The sequence below is a fragment of the Chromobacterium haemolyticum genome, from assembly GCF_002081825.1.
In the GTDB taxonomy this organism is placed as follows: Bacteria; Pseudomonadota; Gammaproteobacteria; order Burkholderiales; family Chromobacteriaceae; genus Chromobacterium; species Chromobacterium fluminis.
In genome coordinates, this window is sequence record NZ_MUKU01000016.1 from 31,805 (window position 1) to 46,155 (window position 14,351).

12 protein-coding genes are annotated in these 14,351 nt (G+C 64.5%); 4 read left to right on the forward strand and 8 right to left on the reverse strand.

Annotated elements, in window-relative coordinates; genetic code table 11:
* Positions 1–45: 45 nt before the first annotated feature.
* The 3 genes from hutG to hutC form a co-directional block, all read right to left on the reverse strand.
* Positions 46–969 carry a formimidoylglutamase gene (hutG, locus tag B0T39_RS13615; RefSeq protein WP_085951935.1) on the reverse strand — a complete coding sequence of 308 codons (924 nt, stop codon included), beginning with the start codon at positions 967–969 and terminating at the stop codon, positions 46–48.
* A gap of 15 nt (positions 970–984) precedes the next feature.
* On the reverse strand, positions 985–2,232 hold the full coding sequence (gene hutI, locus B0T39_RS13620; RefSeq protein ID WP_039756608.1) for an imidazolonepropionase: 1,248 nt from the start codon (positions 2,230–2,232) through the stop codon (positions 985–987).
* Positions 2,233–2,473: 241 nt separating this feature from the next.
* Entirely contained in the window at positions 2,474–3,190 is a 717-nt protein-coding gene (gene hutC / locus B0T39_RS13625) for a histidine utilization repressor (RefSeq protein ID WP_141111223.1), read from the reverse strand.
* 156 nt (positions 3,191–3,346) lie between these two features.
* On the opposite strand from hutC, the gene B0T39_RS13630 reads away from it, so the two are divergent.
* The 3 genes from B0T39_RS13630 to B0T39_RS13640 all read left to right on the forward strand — a co-directional run bounded on the left by B0T39_RS13630 (position 3,347) and on the right by B0T39_RS13640 (position 5,295).
* The gene (locus tag B0T39_RS13630; RefSeq protein WP_081547475.1) at positions 3,347–3,763 is read left to right on the forward strand and encodes an Mpo1 family 2-hydroxy fatty acid dioxygenase; all 417 of its coding nucleotides are present in this window, start codon (positions 3,347–3,349) and stop codon (positions 3,761–3,763) included.
* 34 nt (positions 3,764–3,797) lie between these two features.
* Positions 3,798–4,667: a D-hexose-6-phosphate mutarotase gene (locus tag B0T39_RS13635; protein WP_081547477.1), complete on the forward strand. Its 870-nt coding sequence runs from the start codon at positions 3,798–3,800 to the stop codon at positions 4,665–4,667.
* A gap of 67 nt (positions 4,668–4,734) precedes the next feature.
* On the forward strand, positions 4,735–5,295 hold the full coding sequence (locus B0T39_RS13640) for a hypothetical protein (protein ID WP_081547479.1): 561 nt from the start codon (positions 4,735–4,737) through the stop codon (positions 5,293–5,295).
* A 295-nt stretch (positions 5,296–5,590) separates the two neighbouring features.
* Here the strand turns inward: B0T39_RS13640 and B0T39_RS13645 are convergent, their stop codons facing one another.
* The 5 genes from B0T39_RS13645 to rarD form a co-directional block, all read right to left on the reverse strand.
* Positions 5,591–7,465: a M3 family metallopeptidase gene (locus B0T39_RS13645; RefSeq protein WP_081547481.1), complete on the reverse strand. Its 1,875-nt coding sequence runs from the start codon at positions 7,463–7,465 to the stop codon at positions 5,591–5,593.
* A 204-nt stretch (positions 7,466–7,669) separates the two neighbouring features.
* Complete coding sequence (locus tag B0T39_RS13650; protein ID WP_176219551.1) at positions 7,670–8,230, reverse strand: GNAT family N-acetyltransferase; 561 nt, start codon at positions 8,228–8,230, stop codon at positions 7,670–7,672.
* Positions 8,224–8,415, reverse strand: coding sequence for a hypothetical protein (locus B0T39_RS25665; RefSeq protein ID WP_166451596.1), 192 nt, complete (start codon positions 8,413–8,415; stop codon positions 8,224–8,226). Before B0T39_RS25665 ends, B0T39_RS13650 begins: the two co-directional genes overlap by 7 nt.
* A gap of 367 nt (positions 8,416–8,782) precedes the next feature.
* The gene (locus tag B0T39_RS13655; protein WP_081547485.1) at positions 8,783–9,058 is read right to left on the reverse strand and encodes a hypothetical protein; all 276 of its coding nucleotides are present in this window, start codon (positions 9,056–9,058) and stop codon (positions 8,783–8,785) included.
* A gap of 301 nt (positions 9,059–9,359) precedes the next feature.
* Complete coding sequence (gene rarD / locus B0T39_RS13660) at positions 9,360–10,274, reverse strand: EamA family transporter RarD (RefSeq protein ID WP_081547487.1); 915 nt, start codon at positions 10,272–10,274, stop codon at positions 9,360–9,362.
* A 592-nt stretch (positions 10,275–10,866) separates the two neighbouring features.
* Between rarD and B0T39_RS13665 the strand changes: the two genes are divergently transcribed.
* Positions 10,867–14,343, forward strand: a complete 3,477-nt coding sequence (locus B0T39_RS13665) for an indolepyruvate ferredoxin oxidoreductase family protein (protein WP_081547489.1) — start codon at positions 10,867–10,869, stop codon at positions 14,341–14,343.
* Positions 14,344–14,351: the final 8 nt, after the last annotated feature.

Consider the following 14,351-nt stretch of genomic DNA (forward strand, 5'->3'; position numbering starts at 1 on the left):
TTGTGACCCGGCGGGCGGGGAATGACGCTATCGCTACTATCGGGTTCAGGCTTGTTTCAGGTGCCGGCCTATGCTCCATACCAACCGGGCGGCGGTCTTGGCGCCGTGGCTGTCGATGTCGAAGGCCGGGTTCAATTCCACCAGGTCGGCGGCCGCCAATTTGCCGCTTTCGGCCAGGCGCCGGACCAGGGCCTCGACCACGGGCAGCGCCACCCCCATGGCGGCGGGGGCGGAAACCGCCGGCATCACGCTGGCGGGCAATACATCCAGATCTATGGTCAGGTAGACGATGTCCACCTGATCGACGAAGGCCATCATCGCGCCGCGCACCGTGGACAAGGTATCCAGCGTCATGTCGCTGTCCAACGTCCATTGCACGCCCAGCGCGCGGGCCCGGGCGAACAGCGCTTGGGTGTTGGACGGCTCGGCCACGCCCAAGCACAGATAGTGGAAAGGCCGGCCGGCTTGCGCGCAGTCGGCGGCGATTTGGGCGAACGGCGTGCCGGAAGTGGCTTCGGCCGCTTCGCGGAGGTCAAAATGGGCATCGAAATTGACAATGCCGATCACCTTGCCCGGATGCGCCGCCGCCAGGCCGCGCCAAGTGCCGTAGGCGGTTTCGTGACCGCCGCCCAGCACCAGCGGAAAGTGGCCGTCGGCGCGCAGCCGGCGTACCTGTTCGCCCAGCCGCGCCTGCGCGGCGTCCAGGTCGCCGTCGGCGCAGGCCACGTCGCCGGCGTCGCACAAAGGCAGCGCCTGGTGCCAGGCCAGATTGGCCAGCGCCTTGCGGATCGCCGTCGGCCCGGCGGCCGCGCCAACGCGGCCCTGGTTGCGCCGCACGCCCTCGTCGCAGGCAAAGCCGACAATACCGACGCCCGGCTCCAGGCCGGCGGCGTAGGGGCGCGCCAGCTGATGCCAGCGCCGCGCCAGATCGCCCTCGCCGGCGTCGACCCGGCCGCTCCAAACACTCATGTCCACGCTCATGCTTCAACAGCCTTTCATATGCTGCGCCACGCCGCGGAATACGCGTTGGCGCAAAGGATTGTCGCCCAGGCCGTAGACGATCTCGGCCGGCGAATCGATGTCCCATACCAACAAGTCGGCGACATGACCGGCGGCCAGCCGGCCGTGGCTGCCGCCGCGGCCCAGCGCTTGCGCCGCATGGCGGGTGACGCCGGCCAGCGCCTCTTCCGGCGTCAGGCCGAACAAGACGCAGGCCTGGTTCATCGCCAGCCGGATGGAGGCGAACGGGCTGGTACCGGGATTGAGGTCGGTGGACACCGCCATCGGCACGCCGGCGGCGCGCAGCAGTTCCACCGGCGGTTTCTGGGTCTCGCGCAGGAAATAGAAGGCGCCCGGCAGCAGCACCGCCACGGTGCCGGCGGCCTTCAACGCGGCCACGCCGGCGGCGTCCAGGTATTCAACGTGATCGGCGGACCAGCCGCCGAACTCGGCCACCAGTTCGGCGCCGTGCAGATTGGAAAGCTGCTCGACATGACCTTTGATCTTGAGGCCGTGGGCGCGCGCCGCCTCGAACACGCGGCGGGTCTGCGCCGGGCTGAATCCCACGCTTTCGCAGAAAGCGTCCACCGCCTCGGCCAAGCCGGCGCTGGCTGCGGCAGGCAGGATGGCGTCGACGATATGGTCGATGTAGGCGTCGGCGCGGCCGGCGAACTCCGGCGGCAATGCGTGGGCGGCCAGCAGGGTGGCGGACACCTCCACCGGCAGTTCGTCCCGCAAGCGCCGCGCCGCGCGCAATTGCTTGAGTTCGTCCTCCAGACTCAGGCCGTAGCCGGACTTGATTTCCACCGTGGTCACGCCCTCGGCCATCAGCGCGCGCATCCGCGGCTTGGCGGCGGCGGCCAGGCCGGCCTCGTCCAGCGCCCGAGTGGCGCGCACGGTGGATACGATGCCGCCGCCCTCGGCGGCGATCTGCTGATAAGGCACGCCGTTGAGGCGCTTTTCCCATTCGGCGGCGCGGTTGCCGCCGTAAACCAAGTGGGTGTGGCAATCGATGAAGCCTGGGGTGATCCAAGCGCCCTTGGCGTCGATCACCGCGCCGTCGAAGCCCTCGGGGTCAATGTCCGCGGCCGGCGGCAACGCGAGGATGCGGCCGGCTTCCAGCAAAAGCGCATGGCCTTCCAACGCGCCGTAAGGCGCCGGGAGGCTCGGGTCCATCGTCGCCAGCCTGGCGTTGATCCACAGGCTGCGGCGATCCGTTTCGGCTTGACTCATGGTGGGCTCGCTGCGGGTTATTTGTATATACAATTAATCCTATCCAAACTGCCTGTCAAGTTTGGAGCCGTGATTTTTGTAAATAGGCCGAATTGGCAGATTTTACTTATAGGACAATCATTTGATGTTGCATGGCAACAAAAAAGCCGCCCGAGGGCGGCTTGCACGAGCGCGAAAATTCAACGCCAATTTGTATATACATTAAAACGCCGCGAACCATCAGGCGCCACGGCGCGGGCGCTCAACGCTTGACCCGGGTTTGCGAACGCAGCTTATAGCGCGAGCCCGGATGGGTCAGCCGCGCAAAGCTGACCAGCTTCTTGTGCGACCAGGTGCGGCGTAAAACCAACAGGCAGGGTTCGCGCGCCGTCATGTCCAGCATTGCCTGCTCCGCCGCGCAGGGCAGCACCGCTTCCACGCTGTGCTCGATATCGGTCAGCGGACAATTTTTCATCAGGTAGTCGTTCGGCGTGCGGCTGCTGAAATCCTGTTCCAGGTAATCCGGCGCGAAGGCAGGGTTGACGTAGCGGTCTTCCAACTGGATGGCGACGTCGTCCTCACGGTGCACGATCAAGGAGCGGAATACCGTGCTGCCTTCCTTCACCCCCAGGCGCAAAGCCACGTCCTCGGTGGCGAGCACGGCCTTGAGTTCGTAAACGTCGGCGCTGTGGCGGTGGCCGCGCGCCTCGATTTCCTCGGAGATATTGTTGATGTCCAGCAAAGGCGATTCGGCCTTGCGCTCGGCCACATAAGTGCCGTCGCCGGCGAAGCGCAGCAGAATGCCGGCCTCGGCCAGATCGCGCACCGCCTTGTTGACGGTCATGCGCGACACTTGGAACTGGCGCGCCAACTCCAGCTCGGGCGGAATCTTGCCGCCGGGCAGAAACTGGCGGGAACGGATGCCTTCAAGGATGTATTCCTTGATGCGCAGATAACGCGGTTGTGCTGTGGATGACACCTTGGGACCTAGAAGATTGAACGGTTGGCAAAAGGATTGTAGCCCAAGGCGGCTCGCAAGCCCCTGATCCAGCGCAGACAAAACCGGCCGCGGGCATTGCCGCCGTCCCGCGTCTGCGCCAAGATGGAAACCCGTCGCCCGTTTGCGAGGCCAGACATGACGCTTGAGCAATGGTTGCAAGAGTATGATCTCAGTCACCGCCATCCCGTCAATATCCGCATCCACAAAATCTGCGTGCCCGCCATCGTGTTCGCTCTGTTGGGTTTGCTCTCCAGCGTGCCGGCGCCGCTGAATCCGGCCTGGCTGGCGGTAGCCGCCGGCCTGGCCTTCTATTGGCGGCTGGGCCGAACCCCGGCGCTGGCCATGGCGACGATGTGCCTGCCCATGCTGCTGGCGCTGGAGGCGGCGACGCGCGCCGGACTGCCGCTGGCGCTCTTCTCTCTGGGGCTGTTCGTCGTCGCCTGGATCGGCCAGTTCGTCGGCCACGCGATCGAGGGCAAAAAGCCCTCCTTCTTGCGCGACCTGCAATTCCTGCTGATAGGCCCGTTGTGGACGCTGCGCCGCTGGCTATAGCGCGCTATCATCGGTTTTTTGCCCGGAACCCCGTATGTCCGTCGCCCTGCCTCCCGCCGCCTCGCTGTCCAACCGCGCGCCCGGCGTCGATATTCTCGTGATTGCCGCGGCGGATTTCCACGCGGAAATCTCCTTGCTGGGCGGCCAGTTGCTCAGTTTCCGCCCCGCCAGCGAACAACCCTTGCTGTATTTGTCGCCGCAGGCGCGCTACCTGCCGGGCAAGGCCATACGCGGCGGCGTGCCGCTGTGCTGGCCCTGGTTCGGCCCGCATCCGGACGACCCGACTCAGCCGGCCCACGGCGTGGCGCGCACGCAAGCCTGGCGTCTGGACGAGGTCAGGGAAGACGCCGGCGCGTTCCACGTGAAACTCTCCGGCCCCCAACACCACGGCCTTACGGCGAAAATGGAATACCGGCTGGGCGCGGCGGTGGAGGCGGCGCTGACCACCCGCAATCACGGGGATCGTCCCCTGCGACTGGGCGCCGCGCTGCACAGCTATCTAGCCGTGGGCGACGCGCGTCTGGCCACGCTGTCCGGCCTGGACGGCGCACGCTGTCACGACAAGGTGGCAGGCCGCGAACGCCGCTGGCCGGACGGCGAGTTCCGCTTTCACGGCGAAGTGGACAGCATTGTTTACAGCGAGCGGCCCGCCTTGCTCCGCGACCCGGTCTGGCAACGTTGCATTCGCGTCACAGCGGAAGGCGCCGGCAGCGTGGTGGTATGGAACCCGGCGGCAGAAAAGACGGCCTTGCTGGGCGACTTGCCGACAACCGCCTGGCTTGATTTCATCTGCGTGGAAACCGCCAACGCCGGCGACGATGTCCGAGAGCTGGCTCCCGGCGCCAGCCATCGCATGGCTTGCCGCTTGACGCTGGAGCCCTTCCACGACGAGGCCGGGGTATAATGAGGGCCGAAACCGCCGCGGCCCTCAGCCCGGCGGACCGCGTTTTTCAGTTCCGGAACCCCTAGCGATGGCCAGACCCGACAAGATTTCCCGTTTCCTGCCGATTTCCTTTGCCAACGGCAACAGCGTGCGCCGCTTCGGCAAACACTGCCCCAGCTGTCGCGCGATGGTGGGCTCGGAGCATATGGAAGGCATCGCCAGCAAGCAGCAGGACAAGATCTTCCTCGCGGCCCAGGCGCGCTGCCCGTCCTGCGGCGCCGGCTTTCCGGTGCGTTGCGTGATTACCGACGACAAACGCGTTCACCGCGTGCTGCTCCCGCACTGGGCCTTCCGCATGTGGCTGCACATGGCCACCCGCAACGATCCGCAACCGCCCGGCGACGACAACTGGACGCTGGAGGAAGCCCCGACGGAAACCGCGCAGCAAGGCTTCGTGCTGCCCGACAACGCCTTCGTCACCCGTTCAGAGGAAGTGCTGGGTCGTTTTCAGGGAGAGCCGATCAACGCCTGGATCGAATATCAGGGCCAGCGCTTCGTGTTCGAGCGCGCCGCGCCGCCCAGCGGCGACGCCCGGCTGGACGCCAGCGAACTGCTGTTTGAGGGCCGGCTGATTTACCGCCAGGCTTGAGCGGCGACCTTTAAAAACAACGGCAGCCCGCGGGCTGCCGTTTTTGCGTTCTAAAGCCTAGTACGGCTCACGATCGCGCGCGCCACCGAACTCTCCGTGTCGCGTCCCGCGAAGCGCAGCGGATCGTGAGCAAACCTTAGAACGTGTTTACGATCTCGCGAGCTAAGGCGAGACAAGGCGAAAACGAGCGAAAAAGCGGAATGTACAGGTGGTACATGAGCATTTTGAGCTCGGTTTCAACGCCGTATCGCCGCAGCGCAGCAGCGCAGCAGCGCAGCAGATCGTAAACAGGTTCTTAGTGTGCAACGGCCGGGTAACGCTCCCCCACCCACGCCTCGAAACGGCGGCACATTTCCGTCTCCCCCGCGGCGTTGTCGGCGATCAGCTCGGCGCCGTGCACCAGACGTATCGTCGCGTCCAGCCGCTCCGGGTAATCCCGCGCATAATCCCGTTCCGCGGCGGCGGCGATCAGCCTCTCCGCTTCTCGCCAGGCCTCGTCCACGCTGAGGTCGCAGGCTTCCGCCAGATAACGGGCGTTGAAATGCTCGCCGGTCAGGCTCAGCAAAGTGGCGTCGTGATCTAGGCTGTTGCCCGGAGCCCAGTAATGCTTGGCCAGCAGCGGGCCGATCGCCGGGTTGTCGGTCAGATAGCCGTATTCGCGCAGGAAATGGGCCCGGGTCTGATACACCGCCATATGCGCCAGCAGATAGCCGTGATAAGACGCCGCCGACTCCTGATTCAACAGATGCGGAATCGCCAGCAGCGGCCGCGGGCCGCATTCGACGCCCAAGATCTCGCGCTCGCAGCGGCGCGCCAGCGCCAACACCGTTTCCGGCGTCAGTTCCGCCTCCGGCAGCCGGTACAGCTCGCGCTCGAAGTAAGCGACCACGGCGATGGACCGCTCGGAGAAGGCGAAGAAGGGCTGGACCGCTTCGATGCGCGCGCGGATCAAGGCGTCCGGCATCGCCTCCCCCGCGGCGTTGCGGGCGTAGCGCTTCAGCCAGTCGGCGTCGTTCAGCAGGCTGTCGCAGAACATGCTCTGGGTTTCGGCGTAAGCCATCGAGGTGGGCGCGAACTCCTGGGAGAAGCACGGCGCGTTTTGGATCACATTGGCGAAATGAGCGGCGTGGCCGCCTTCGTGGAACAAAGTGTTGATCGCGCGCGCGCCACTGCCCACCTGATCCGGCGTGGCGTCGGCGGTGAAATTGATCCTGCCCGGCACCCAACGGCCGCCGTCGTAATAGCTGGGCACCGGCCCGTGGCAGAAGCCGTTCTGATACTTGCCTTTGCGCTCCACGAGGTCCAGCTGCATGGTGGCCTGCCGGTATTGCACGCCCAAGCGGCGAAAACTCAGCACCCAGCGTTCCACCGCCTTGGAGAACGGCAGATAGGGATCCATCTGCCGGGTAACGTCGCCGCTCATATGGAAGCGCAGATTGTACGGCAGCAACGCCTCCGCGCCTTTGTCGTCGGCCAAGCGCCGCAGCGCCCGCTGATTGGCGTCGCGGGTGCGCGCTTCGAAATCATCGAGCACGGCGAACAGCGCCTCCGACGTCATCTGCTCGTTCTTGCGCACCTTGTGCTCAAAATAATCGGCGTTGCCCAGGCTGCGCGCCAGCGCGTTGCGCTGTTTGACGATGTCGAGAAAGCCGTTGTCCAGCACCCAGCGCTCCAGATCGAGCAAGGCGTCGTGCGAACTTTTGCGCGCGGCGAGATCCGGGTTGGTGGCCATATTGATGGCCAGCATGGTCAGCGTCGCCTCTTCGCGCTCGCCGCGCTCGTTGATGTGGCTGAGCGCGAGGTCGCGGCGCTTGGCGAACAACTCGGCCTCCATCTCGATCAGCCGGCGCATCTGCTCCTGTGCCGCCGCGCTGTCGATGATGTTGCTTTCAAACAGGGCCAACCAACCCTGATAGCCGTGCAGCAAGGCGTCGCGCTCCGCGCCGGCCGGCTGCGCCTGCAAACGCTCCAACGCCGCGCGCACCACCGACAGCCGTTCCGGGCTGGAGATAAAGGCTTTGTAGTCGGCTTCGGCGCGAGCGAAACCGTCGTGGTCGTCGGACACCGCCATATAGGTGTCCCAGAACAGGTCTTCCTTGGTTTTGTGCACCGCCAGGTAATCGTGGTTGAGCTGGTCGAACTCCGCGCGCAGTTCGGCAATTGCTGTCATCTTGCTACTCTCCTTTGCGCTGCCCATCAGCCGCTTTTGGCAGGCCTGGACAGTCTGTTTATGAAATTTGCATTGAGTGTGCGCGCGCCTTCCACACGGGTCAAGTGCGAGCCGCTCCCATCGCTAAGCACCTGTTCAACGCCGTATCGCCGACGCTCAACGGACATTGAACAGGCTCTTAGCGCGCGAGATCGTGAACTGGCTCTAACAACTGGCGGCAGCCCATTGCAGCACTTCGCGCCGAGGGCCGGAGAACGGAAGCGGCACCGCGGACAACAGCAGGTTCAGCCGCGGCTCCGCGCCCAGCGGCTGCACCACGAAGCCCAGCCGTCGCGCCAATTGCAACATGGCGATGTTGCCCGGCGCGCAATCGGCCCAGATCCGGTGCCAGCCCAGCTGCCGATAGCCGAAGTCCAGCATCATTCGCGCCGCTTCCAGCGCGTAGCCCTGGCCCCAGGCCGACTCCGCAAGCTCGATGCCGAAGCCGGCTTCGCCGCCGCGCTCCAGTCCGCGCAGACCCACCGAGCCCAGCAGCGCCTTGTCTTCGACGCGCACGATGGCCAGCTGCCAGGCTCGCCGGGGAGAATCGCGCTGCTGCTCCAGAAAGCGCAGCAACCATTGCCCGCTGCGCGCCGGCGTCACTTCTTCAGGCGGGTAATGACGAGCGAACTCGCGGCCGCTGCGCGCCATCGCGTAGGCAGAGTGGTCGTCCGGGCGGAAATCGCGCAGCATCAGGCGCCGACTGTAGAGCAAGGGGCTCAGCATAAGCCGCCCTTCTCCAGCCTCAGCCGGTGAATGCGCTGTTCCAGCTCCTGACGCTGGTATTGCCCTTGTTGATCTTGGTGTTGAGCCTGGCTTTCTCGCCATGCTTTATCGGCCAACGCCGCGTGGTCGTCGCCGAGAATGTCGCGCAGCAAGTGCCGCGACAGGGGAATAAAGAACAATGCCATGATGGCGTAACCTGTAAAGAACGATAAAGATCATGGACGGCTGGCCCGCGGGGAGCGGGAAGGCGTCCGGCATGCGTCGTCTGGCTTGTGGGGCCTGGCGACGCTGCGCAGTCTGCTACCGGGCCGGCATGGCGTCAAGCATAATCTGCGTGAAACATCACCATGGCATGACAAGAAAACGGCAACGGCCGCGCCCTCCGAAGCGGCCGTCCAGCGTCGGCGCTTAGAACGTGTTTATGATCTCGCGAGCTAAGGCGAGACAAGGCGAAAACGGCTGAGAAAGCGGAATGGTCATACGGTACATGAGCATTTCGAATGCTGTTTTCAACGCCGTATCGCCGACGCGCAGCAGATCGTAAACAGGTTCTTAGCGCCACCAACCTAGATATCGGGCCAGGCTGGTGGAAATGGCCGCATCGGTCAGCCCCAATTGCAGGCCGACCATCGCCGCGTAAAGCTGCATGCCGTGTTCGTCCGGCATATAGGGCAGCGCCCAATCGCTCAACATCGGATACAGCAAGCAAGCCAGCAACAGGCCGGCCGCCAGCGCCGCCCCCACCCAGGCGCGGGAACGCGCGCGCAGGGCCAAGCGGATCAAAAGGTCCGAACCGAAGAAAACCACGCTAACCAAATAGAGCGCCATGACGCGCCTCCTTGCAAAATATTGACCATGTCACTCCGCCGCCGGCAGCACGAAGGCGGCGCGGAGCGAATGCTTGTTTTTGGGGCAATCAGGGCGGCAACGGCATCACAACGATGCATAGGCGGCGCGGTGCGGCCGCGCTCGGTGCTCTGGAACTACAGACACGGGCCGGATTCGGCTCGGCAATGGGCCGGAGCCGAAAGTGTCCGGCGACGGCCCATTGAGTGGTTTATAGCAAATTATCCTAATGAAAACAGCCCGCGTTTCTTGCGAAACGCGGGCTGTCCTGACGACGGAAAACTCAGGCTGCGACGGCTCGTCGCCCCTGCCACATCTGCAGCAAGCCGGCGACGGAGTACAGCAGCAAAGCCGCCCAGATCAAACCGAAACCGATGGCGCGGCCGCTGTCGAAGGCTTCGCCGAACAACAACACGCCCAAGGCCAGCTGGATGCTGGGGCCGATGTACTGAATCACCCCCACCGTCGCCAGCTTGAGCCGGCGCGCGCCGGCGGCGAACAGCAACAAGGGCACCGCGGTCACCACGCCGGCGCCGATCAGCAAGCTGGTCTGCGCGGTGGAACCATGGCCGAAAGCCCCCTGCCCCTGCCATTCGAACCAGACCAGCGCCACCGCCGCCAGCGGCGTCATCAGGAAGGTTTCCAGCGCCAGCCCCTCCAGCGAAGCCAGCGGCGCTTTCTTGCGCAGCAGTCCGTACAGGCCAAAGGTGACCGCCAGCGACAGCGCGATCCACGGCAACGCCCCGGCGCTGTAGGTGATCCAGGCCACGCCGGCCGCCGCCAGCAGCAAGGCGGCGTTCTGCAAACCGCTCAGGCGCTCGGACAGGAAGAGCCTGCCCAGCAGCACGTTGAACAGCGGATTGATGAAGTAACCCAGGCTGCCCTCCACCACGTGTCCGGCGTTCACCGCCCAGATATAGATCAGCCAATTCAAAGACAGCAGCAAGGAAGACAAGGCGAAAATGCCGAGCTTGCGCGGTTCGCGCACCGCCGCCGGCAACCAGCCCCAATGATTGCGCACGGTCAGCACCGCAGCGACGAACAGCGCCGACCAAACAATGCGGTGGCACAGAATTTGCAAAGCCGGGACATCGTGCAGCGGCTTCCAGTACAGCGGAAACAGACCCCAACAGATGAAGGCGGCAACGGTGAAAGCGACGCCGCGGCCGCTTTCGGAAGTAGAAGCATTTGAACTCATGGGATTTCACACAGCAAGGGAGGGGGTCAGGATGACAGCTTAACCAAATTGCCTCAGCGGAAAAACCGCTATTCAATCAACAGATTGTTCAATATTTAAAACAATGACTTTCCAAATGGCAAGCATGCTGCGCTGGCACAATCGCCGCAGTCGCCGTCCACATCAGTCAATCTCTTTGACGTTGACGTAAACGTAACTTATAGTCCGATCAAATAGAGAAAAGACTCTAGAACCCAGCCCCGGACCAGGGACCGCGCCGACATGCCAAGCAGGCCGGCGATCAAAAACAACACCGGCTGGAGATGGAGCTCAACCGCTGACAACAAAGGAGAAGCCGTCGGCGCCGCATAGACCGCAACCATGCGGCGGGCGCAGACACACCGGGCCGCCACCCTGGATAGAATCTGTTTACCATCGTAAATACGTTCTTAAGGGGCGGTGGCATCGGGCCAGCGGGTCTAAAACTTAAGGAGAAGGCCGGCCGCACGCGCCCACAAGGCTCAGGCCGGCCCCATCGCCACAAGCGATGGGACGTCCACAGCGCGGCGCAGGCGCCCGCGGGACGCGCCCGAGAATGACAGGAGGAGAAACCATGTCGATCCGCCACGCAGACCTGGAAGAAAAATACACGGCCCCCACCGGCCAGGTGCTGATGACCGGGATTCAGGCGCTGGTGCGCCTGCCCATGCTGCAACAACAACTGGACCGCGCCGCCGGGCTCAATACCGCCGGCTACGTCACCGGCTATCGCGGCTCGCCGCTGGGCAACGTAGACCAGACCATGCAGAAGGCCGGCAAATACCTGCAGGAGCACAATGTTGTGTTCCATCCCGGCCTTAACGAGGACCTGGCCGCCACCGCGGTCTGGGGCACTCAGCAGGTGAATATGTTCGACGGCGCCAAATACGACGGCGTCTATTCACTGTGGTACGGCAAGGGCCCGGGCGTGGATCGCTCCGGCGACGTGCTCAAGCACGGCAACGCCGCCGGCACCAGCCGTTACGGCGGGGTGCTGCTGGTGGCCGGCGACGACCACGCGGCCAAGTCGTCCACCTTCCCGCATCAATCCGACCACATCCTCGCCGCCAGCATGATTCCGGTGCTCAGCCCGTCCGGGGTGCAGGAAATCATCGATTACGGCCTGCATGGCTGGGCGATGAGCCGCTATTCCGGCTGCTGGGTGTCCATCAAGGCGATATCCGACACCATTGAAAGCTCGGCCATCGTCGACATCTCGCCGGAACGGCTGCAGTTCAAGATTCCGGCGGACTTCCCACTGCCGGAAGACGGCCTCAACATCCGCTGGCCGGACGCCCCTCTGGCGCAGGAAAAACGCGTGCTGCACCACCGCTTGTACGCGGCCCTGGCCTATGCCCGCGAAAACAAGCTGAACCACATCACCCTGGATTCGCCCAAGCCGCGGCTGGGCATCATCACCTGTGGCAAAAGTTATCTGGACGTGATGCAGGCGCTGGACGATCTGGGCATAGACGAAGCCCTGGCCGCCGATATCGGCTTGCGCATCTTCAAGGTGGGCATGGTGTGGCCGCTGGAGCCGGAAGGCGTGCGCCAGTTCGCCGAAGGGCTGGAAGAAATCCTGGTGGTGGAGGAAAAACGCCAGATCATCGAGTACCAGCTGAAAGAGCAGCTGTACAACTGGCGCGATGACGTGCGACCGCGCGTGGTGGGCAAGTTCGCCGAAAAAGGCGAATGGGCGCTGCCACACGGCGACTGGTTGCTACCGGCCGCCGGCGAACTGACCCCCGCGATGATAGCGCGCGCGATCGCCGGCCGGCTGGCGCTGATTTTCGACAGCCCCATCATCCACGACCGGCTGAAGTTCTACGACGACAAGGAAGCCCAGCTGGTCCAGCCGCGCGAATCCATCGCCCGCGTGCCGCATTACTGCTCCGGCTGTCCGCACAACACCAGCACCAAGGTGCCGGAAGGCAGCCGCGCCGTCGCCGGCATCGGCTGCCACTACATGGCGCACTGGATACAGGCCGACAGCACCAAGACCTTCACCCAAATGGGCGGCGAAGGCATCACCTGGGTGGGCCAGGCGCCGTTCACTCACACCAAGCACATTTTCACCAATCTGGGCGACGGCACCTACTTCCACTCCGGCCTGCTGGCCATCCGCGCCGCCGTGGCCGCCAAGGTCAACATTACTTACAAGATCCTGTACAACGACGCGGTGGCGATGACAGGCGGCCAGCATGTGGACGGTTATCTGGACGTGCCGATGATCACCCGCCAACTGGCGGCGGAAGGCATTAAGCGCATCGTGATCACCAGCGACGACCCGGACAAATACCAGAACGTCCAGGGCTTGGCGGCCGGCGTGGAAGTCTTCCACCGCCGCGAGCTGGACCAGCTGCAAAAAGAACTGCGCGAAGTCGAGGGCACCAGCATCCTGATCCACGATCAGACCTGCGCCGCCGAGAAGCGCCGCCGCCGCAAACGCGGCGACTTCCCCGACCCCGCCAAGCGCGCCTTCATCAACCAGCAGGTATGCGAGGGTTGCGGCGATTGCGGCCAGAAATCCGGCTGTCTGTCGGTGCTGCCGGTGGAAACCCCGCTGGGGCGCAAGCGCAAGATCGACCAATCCAGCTGCAATAAGGACTATTCCTGCGTAGAAGGCTTCTGTCCCAGCTTCGTCACCGTGGAAGGCGGCCAACTGAAGAAATCCGCCGGCAGCAGCGCCAGCCTAAGCACGATGCCGACACTGCCTGAACCGAAGATCCCGCAGCTTCATGAACCGTTCAGCATCATGGTCACCGGCGTGGGCGGCACCGGCGTGGTCACCATAGGCCAGGTGCTGGGCATGGCCGCCTATCTGGACCGCAAAGGCGTCACCGTGCTGGACATGGCCGGCCTGGCGCAAAAAGGCGGCTCGGTGTGGTCGCATGTGCGCATCGCCGACAGCCAGGACAAGCTGCACGCCGTGCGCATCGCCGCCGGCGACGCCAACCTGGTGCTGGGCTGCGACCTGGTGGTGACCGCCGCCGAGGAGGCGCTGGCCAAAATGCGCGACGGCTTCAGCCACGCCATCGTCAACAACTACGAATCGCCGACCAGCGCCTTCCTGAAGAATCCGGACGTGCGCTTCCCCAGCAAGGCGATGAAAGACGCCATCATCGAGTCGGTGGGCGCCGGCCGCTACAGCGAGGTCAACGCCACCCGGCTAGCCACCTCCCTGCTGGGCGACGCCATCGCCAGCAATATGTTCATGCTTGGCTACGCTTGGCAAAAGGGCTTGGTGCCGGTGACTCTGGAAGCCATCATGGAAGCGGTGCGTCTGAACGGCGCCGCGGTCAAGTTCAACCAGGACGCCTTCAGCTGGGGCCGTCACGCCGCCCACGATCCGGCGCGCATCGAAGCGCTGGTCAGCCCGTCGGCGGTGGTGGCCTTCGTTCCACGTGAAACCCCTGACGCCGTGCTGCACCATCGCGCCACCGCGCTGACCGCCTATCAGAACGCGGCGCTGGCCGAACGCTACAAGGCGCTGGTGGCGCGGGTGCGTCAGACCGAGGAAGCGTTGAACCCGGCCAGCAGCGCGCTGACGCTGGCGGTGGCCAAAAATTACTACCATGTGCTGGCGTACAAGGACGAGTACGAAGTGGCCCGGCTCTACACAGACGGCGGCTTCCAGCGCGAGCTGGCGCAGCAGTTTGACGGCGATTACCAGCTACGCTTCCACATCGGCGCCGGCTGGATTACCGGCGGGCAGCCGCGCAAAGTGGCCTTCGGCCCCTGGCTGCTGACCGGCATGAAGTGGCTGGCCAAACTGCGCTTCCTGCGCGGCACCCTGCTGGACCCGTTTGCCCGGCAGGCCGACCGCAAGCTGGAGCGTCGACTGATCGGCGTGTTTGAGCGGCAGGTGGAAGACTTGCTGGGCGGACTGACGCTGGACGCGCTGCCGCGCGCGGTGGAGCTGGTGAAAACCTGGGAAGGCGTGCGCGGCTTCGGCCACATCAAGGAGCGCAACTACCAGCAGGCCAAGAGCAAACAAGCCCAGTTGCTGGGCGAACTGAAGCCGGGCGGCAAAAACCGCCAGGTGGCCTAAGAGCCGCT

What these genes read in the sequence shown, in the direction of transcription:
- B0T39_RS13635 (WP_081547477.1), top strand. Translation starts at nt 3,798, where the DNA reads ATGTCCGTCGCCCTGCCTCCCGCCGCCTCGCTGTCCAACCGCGCGCCC.
- B0T39_RS13665 (WP_081547489.1), top strand. Translation starts at nt 10,867, where the DNA reads ATGTCGATCCGCCACGCAGACCTGGAAGAAAAATACACGGCCCCCACC.
- hutG (WP_085951935.1), bottom strand. Translation starts at nt 969, where the DNA reads ATGAGTGTTTGGAGCGGCCGGGTCGACGCCGGCGAGGGCGATCTGGCG.
- B0T39_RS13650 (WP_176219551.1), bottom strand. Translation starts at nt 8,230, where the DNA reads ATGCTGAGCCCCTTGCTCTACAGTCGGCGCCTGATGCTGCGCGATTTC.
- hutI (WP_039756608.1), bottom strand. Translation starts at nt 2,232, where the DNA reads ATGAGTCAAGCCGAAACGGATCGCCGCAGCCTGTGGATCAACGCCAGG.
- rarD (WP_081547487.1), bottom strand. Translation starts at nt 10,274, where the DNA reads ATGAGTTCAAATGCTTCTACTTCCGAAAGCGGCCGCGGCGTCGCTTTC.
- B0T39_RS13645 (WP_081547481.1), bottom strand. Translation starts at nt 7,465, where the DNA reads ATGACAGCAATTGCCGAACTGCGCGCGGAGTTCGACCAGCTCAACCAC.
- B0T39_RS13640 (WP_081547479.1), top strand. Translation starts at nt 4,735, where the DNA reads ATGGCCAGACCCGACAAGATTTCCCGTTTCCTGCCGATTTCCTTTGCC.
- B0T39_RS13655 (WP_081547485.1), bottom strand. Translation starts at nt 9,058, where the DNA reads ATGGCGCTCTATTTGGTTAGCGTGGTTTTCTTCGGTTCGGACCTTTTG.
- B0T39_RS25665 (WP_166451596.1), bottom strand. Translation starts at nt 8,415, where the DNA reads ATGGCATTGTTCTTTATTCCCCTGTCGCGGCACTTGCTGCGCGACATT.
- B0T39_RS13630 (WP_081547475.1), top strand. Translation starts at nt 3,347, where the DNA reads ATGACGCTTGAGCAATGGTTGCAAGAGTATGATCTCAGTCACCGCCAT.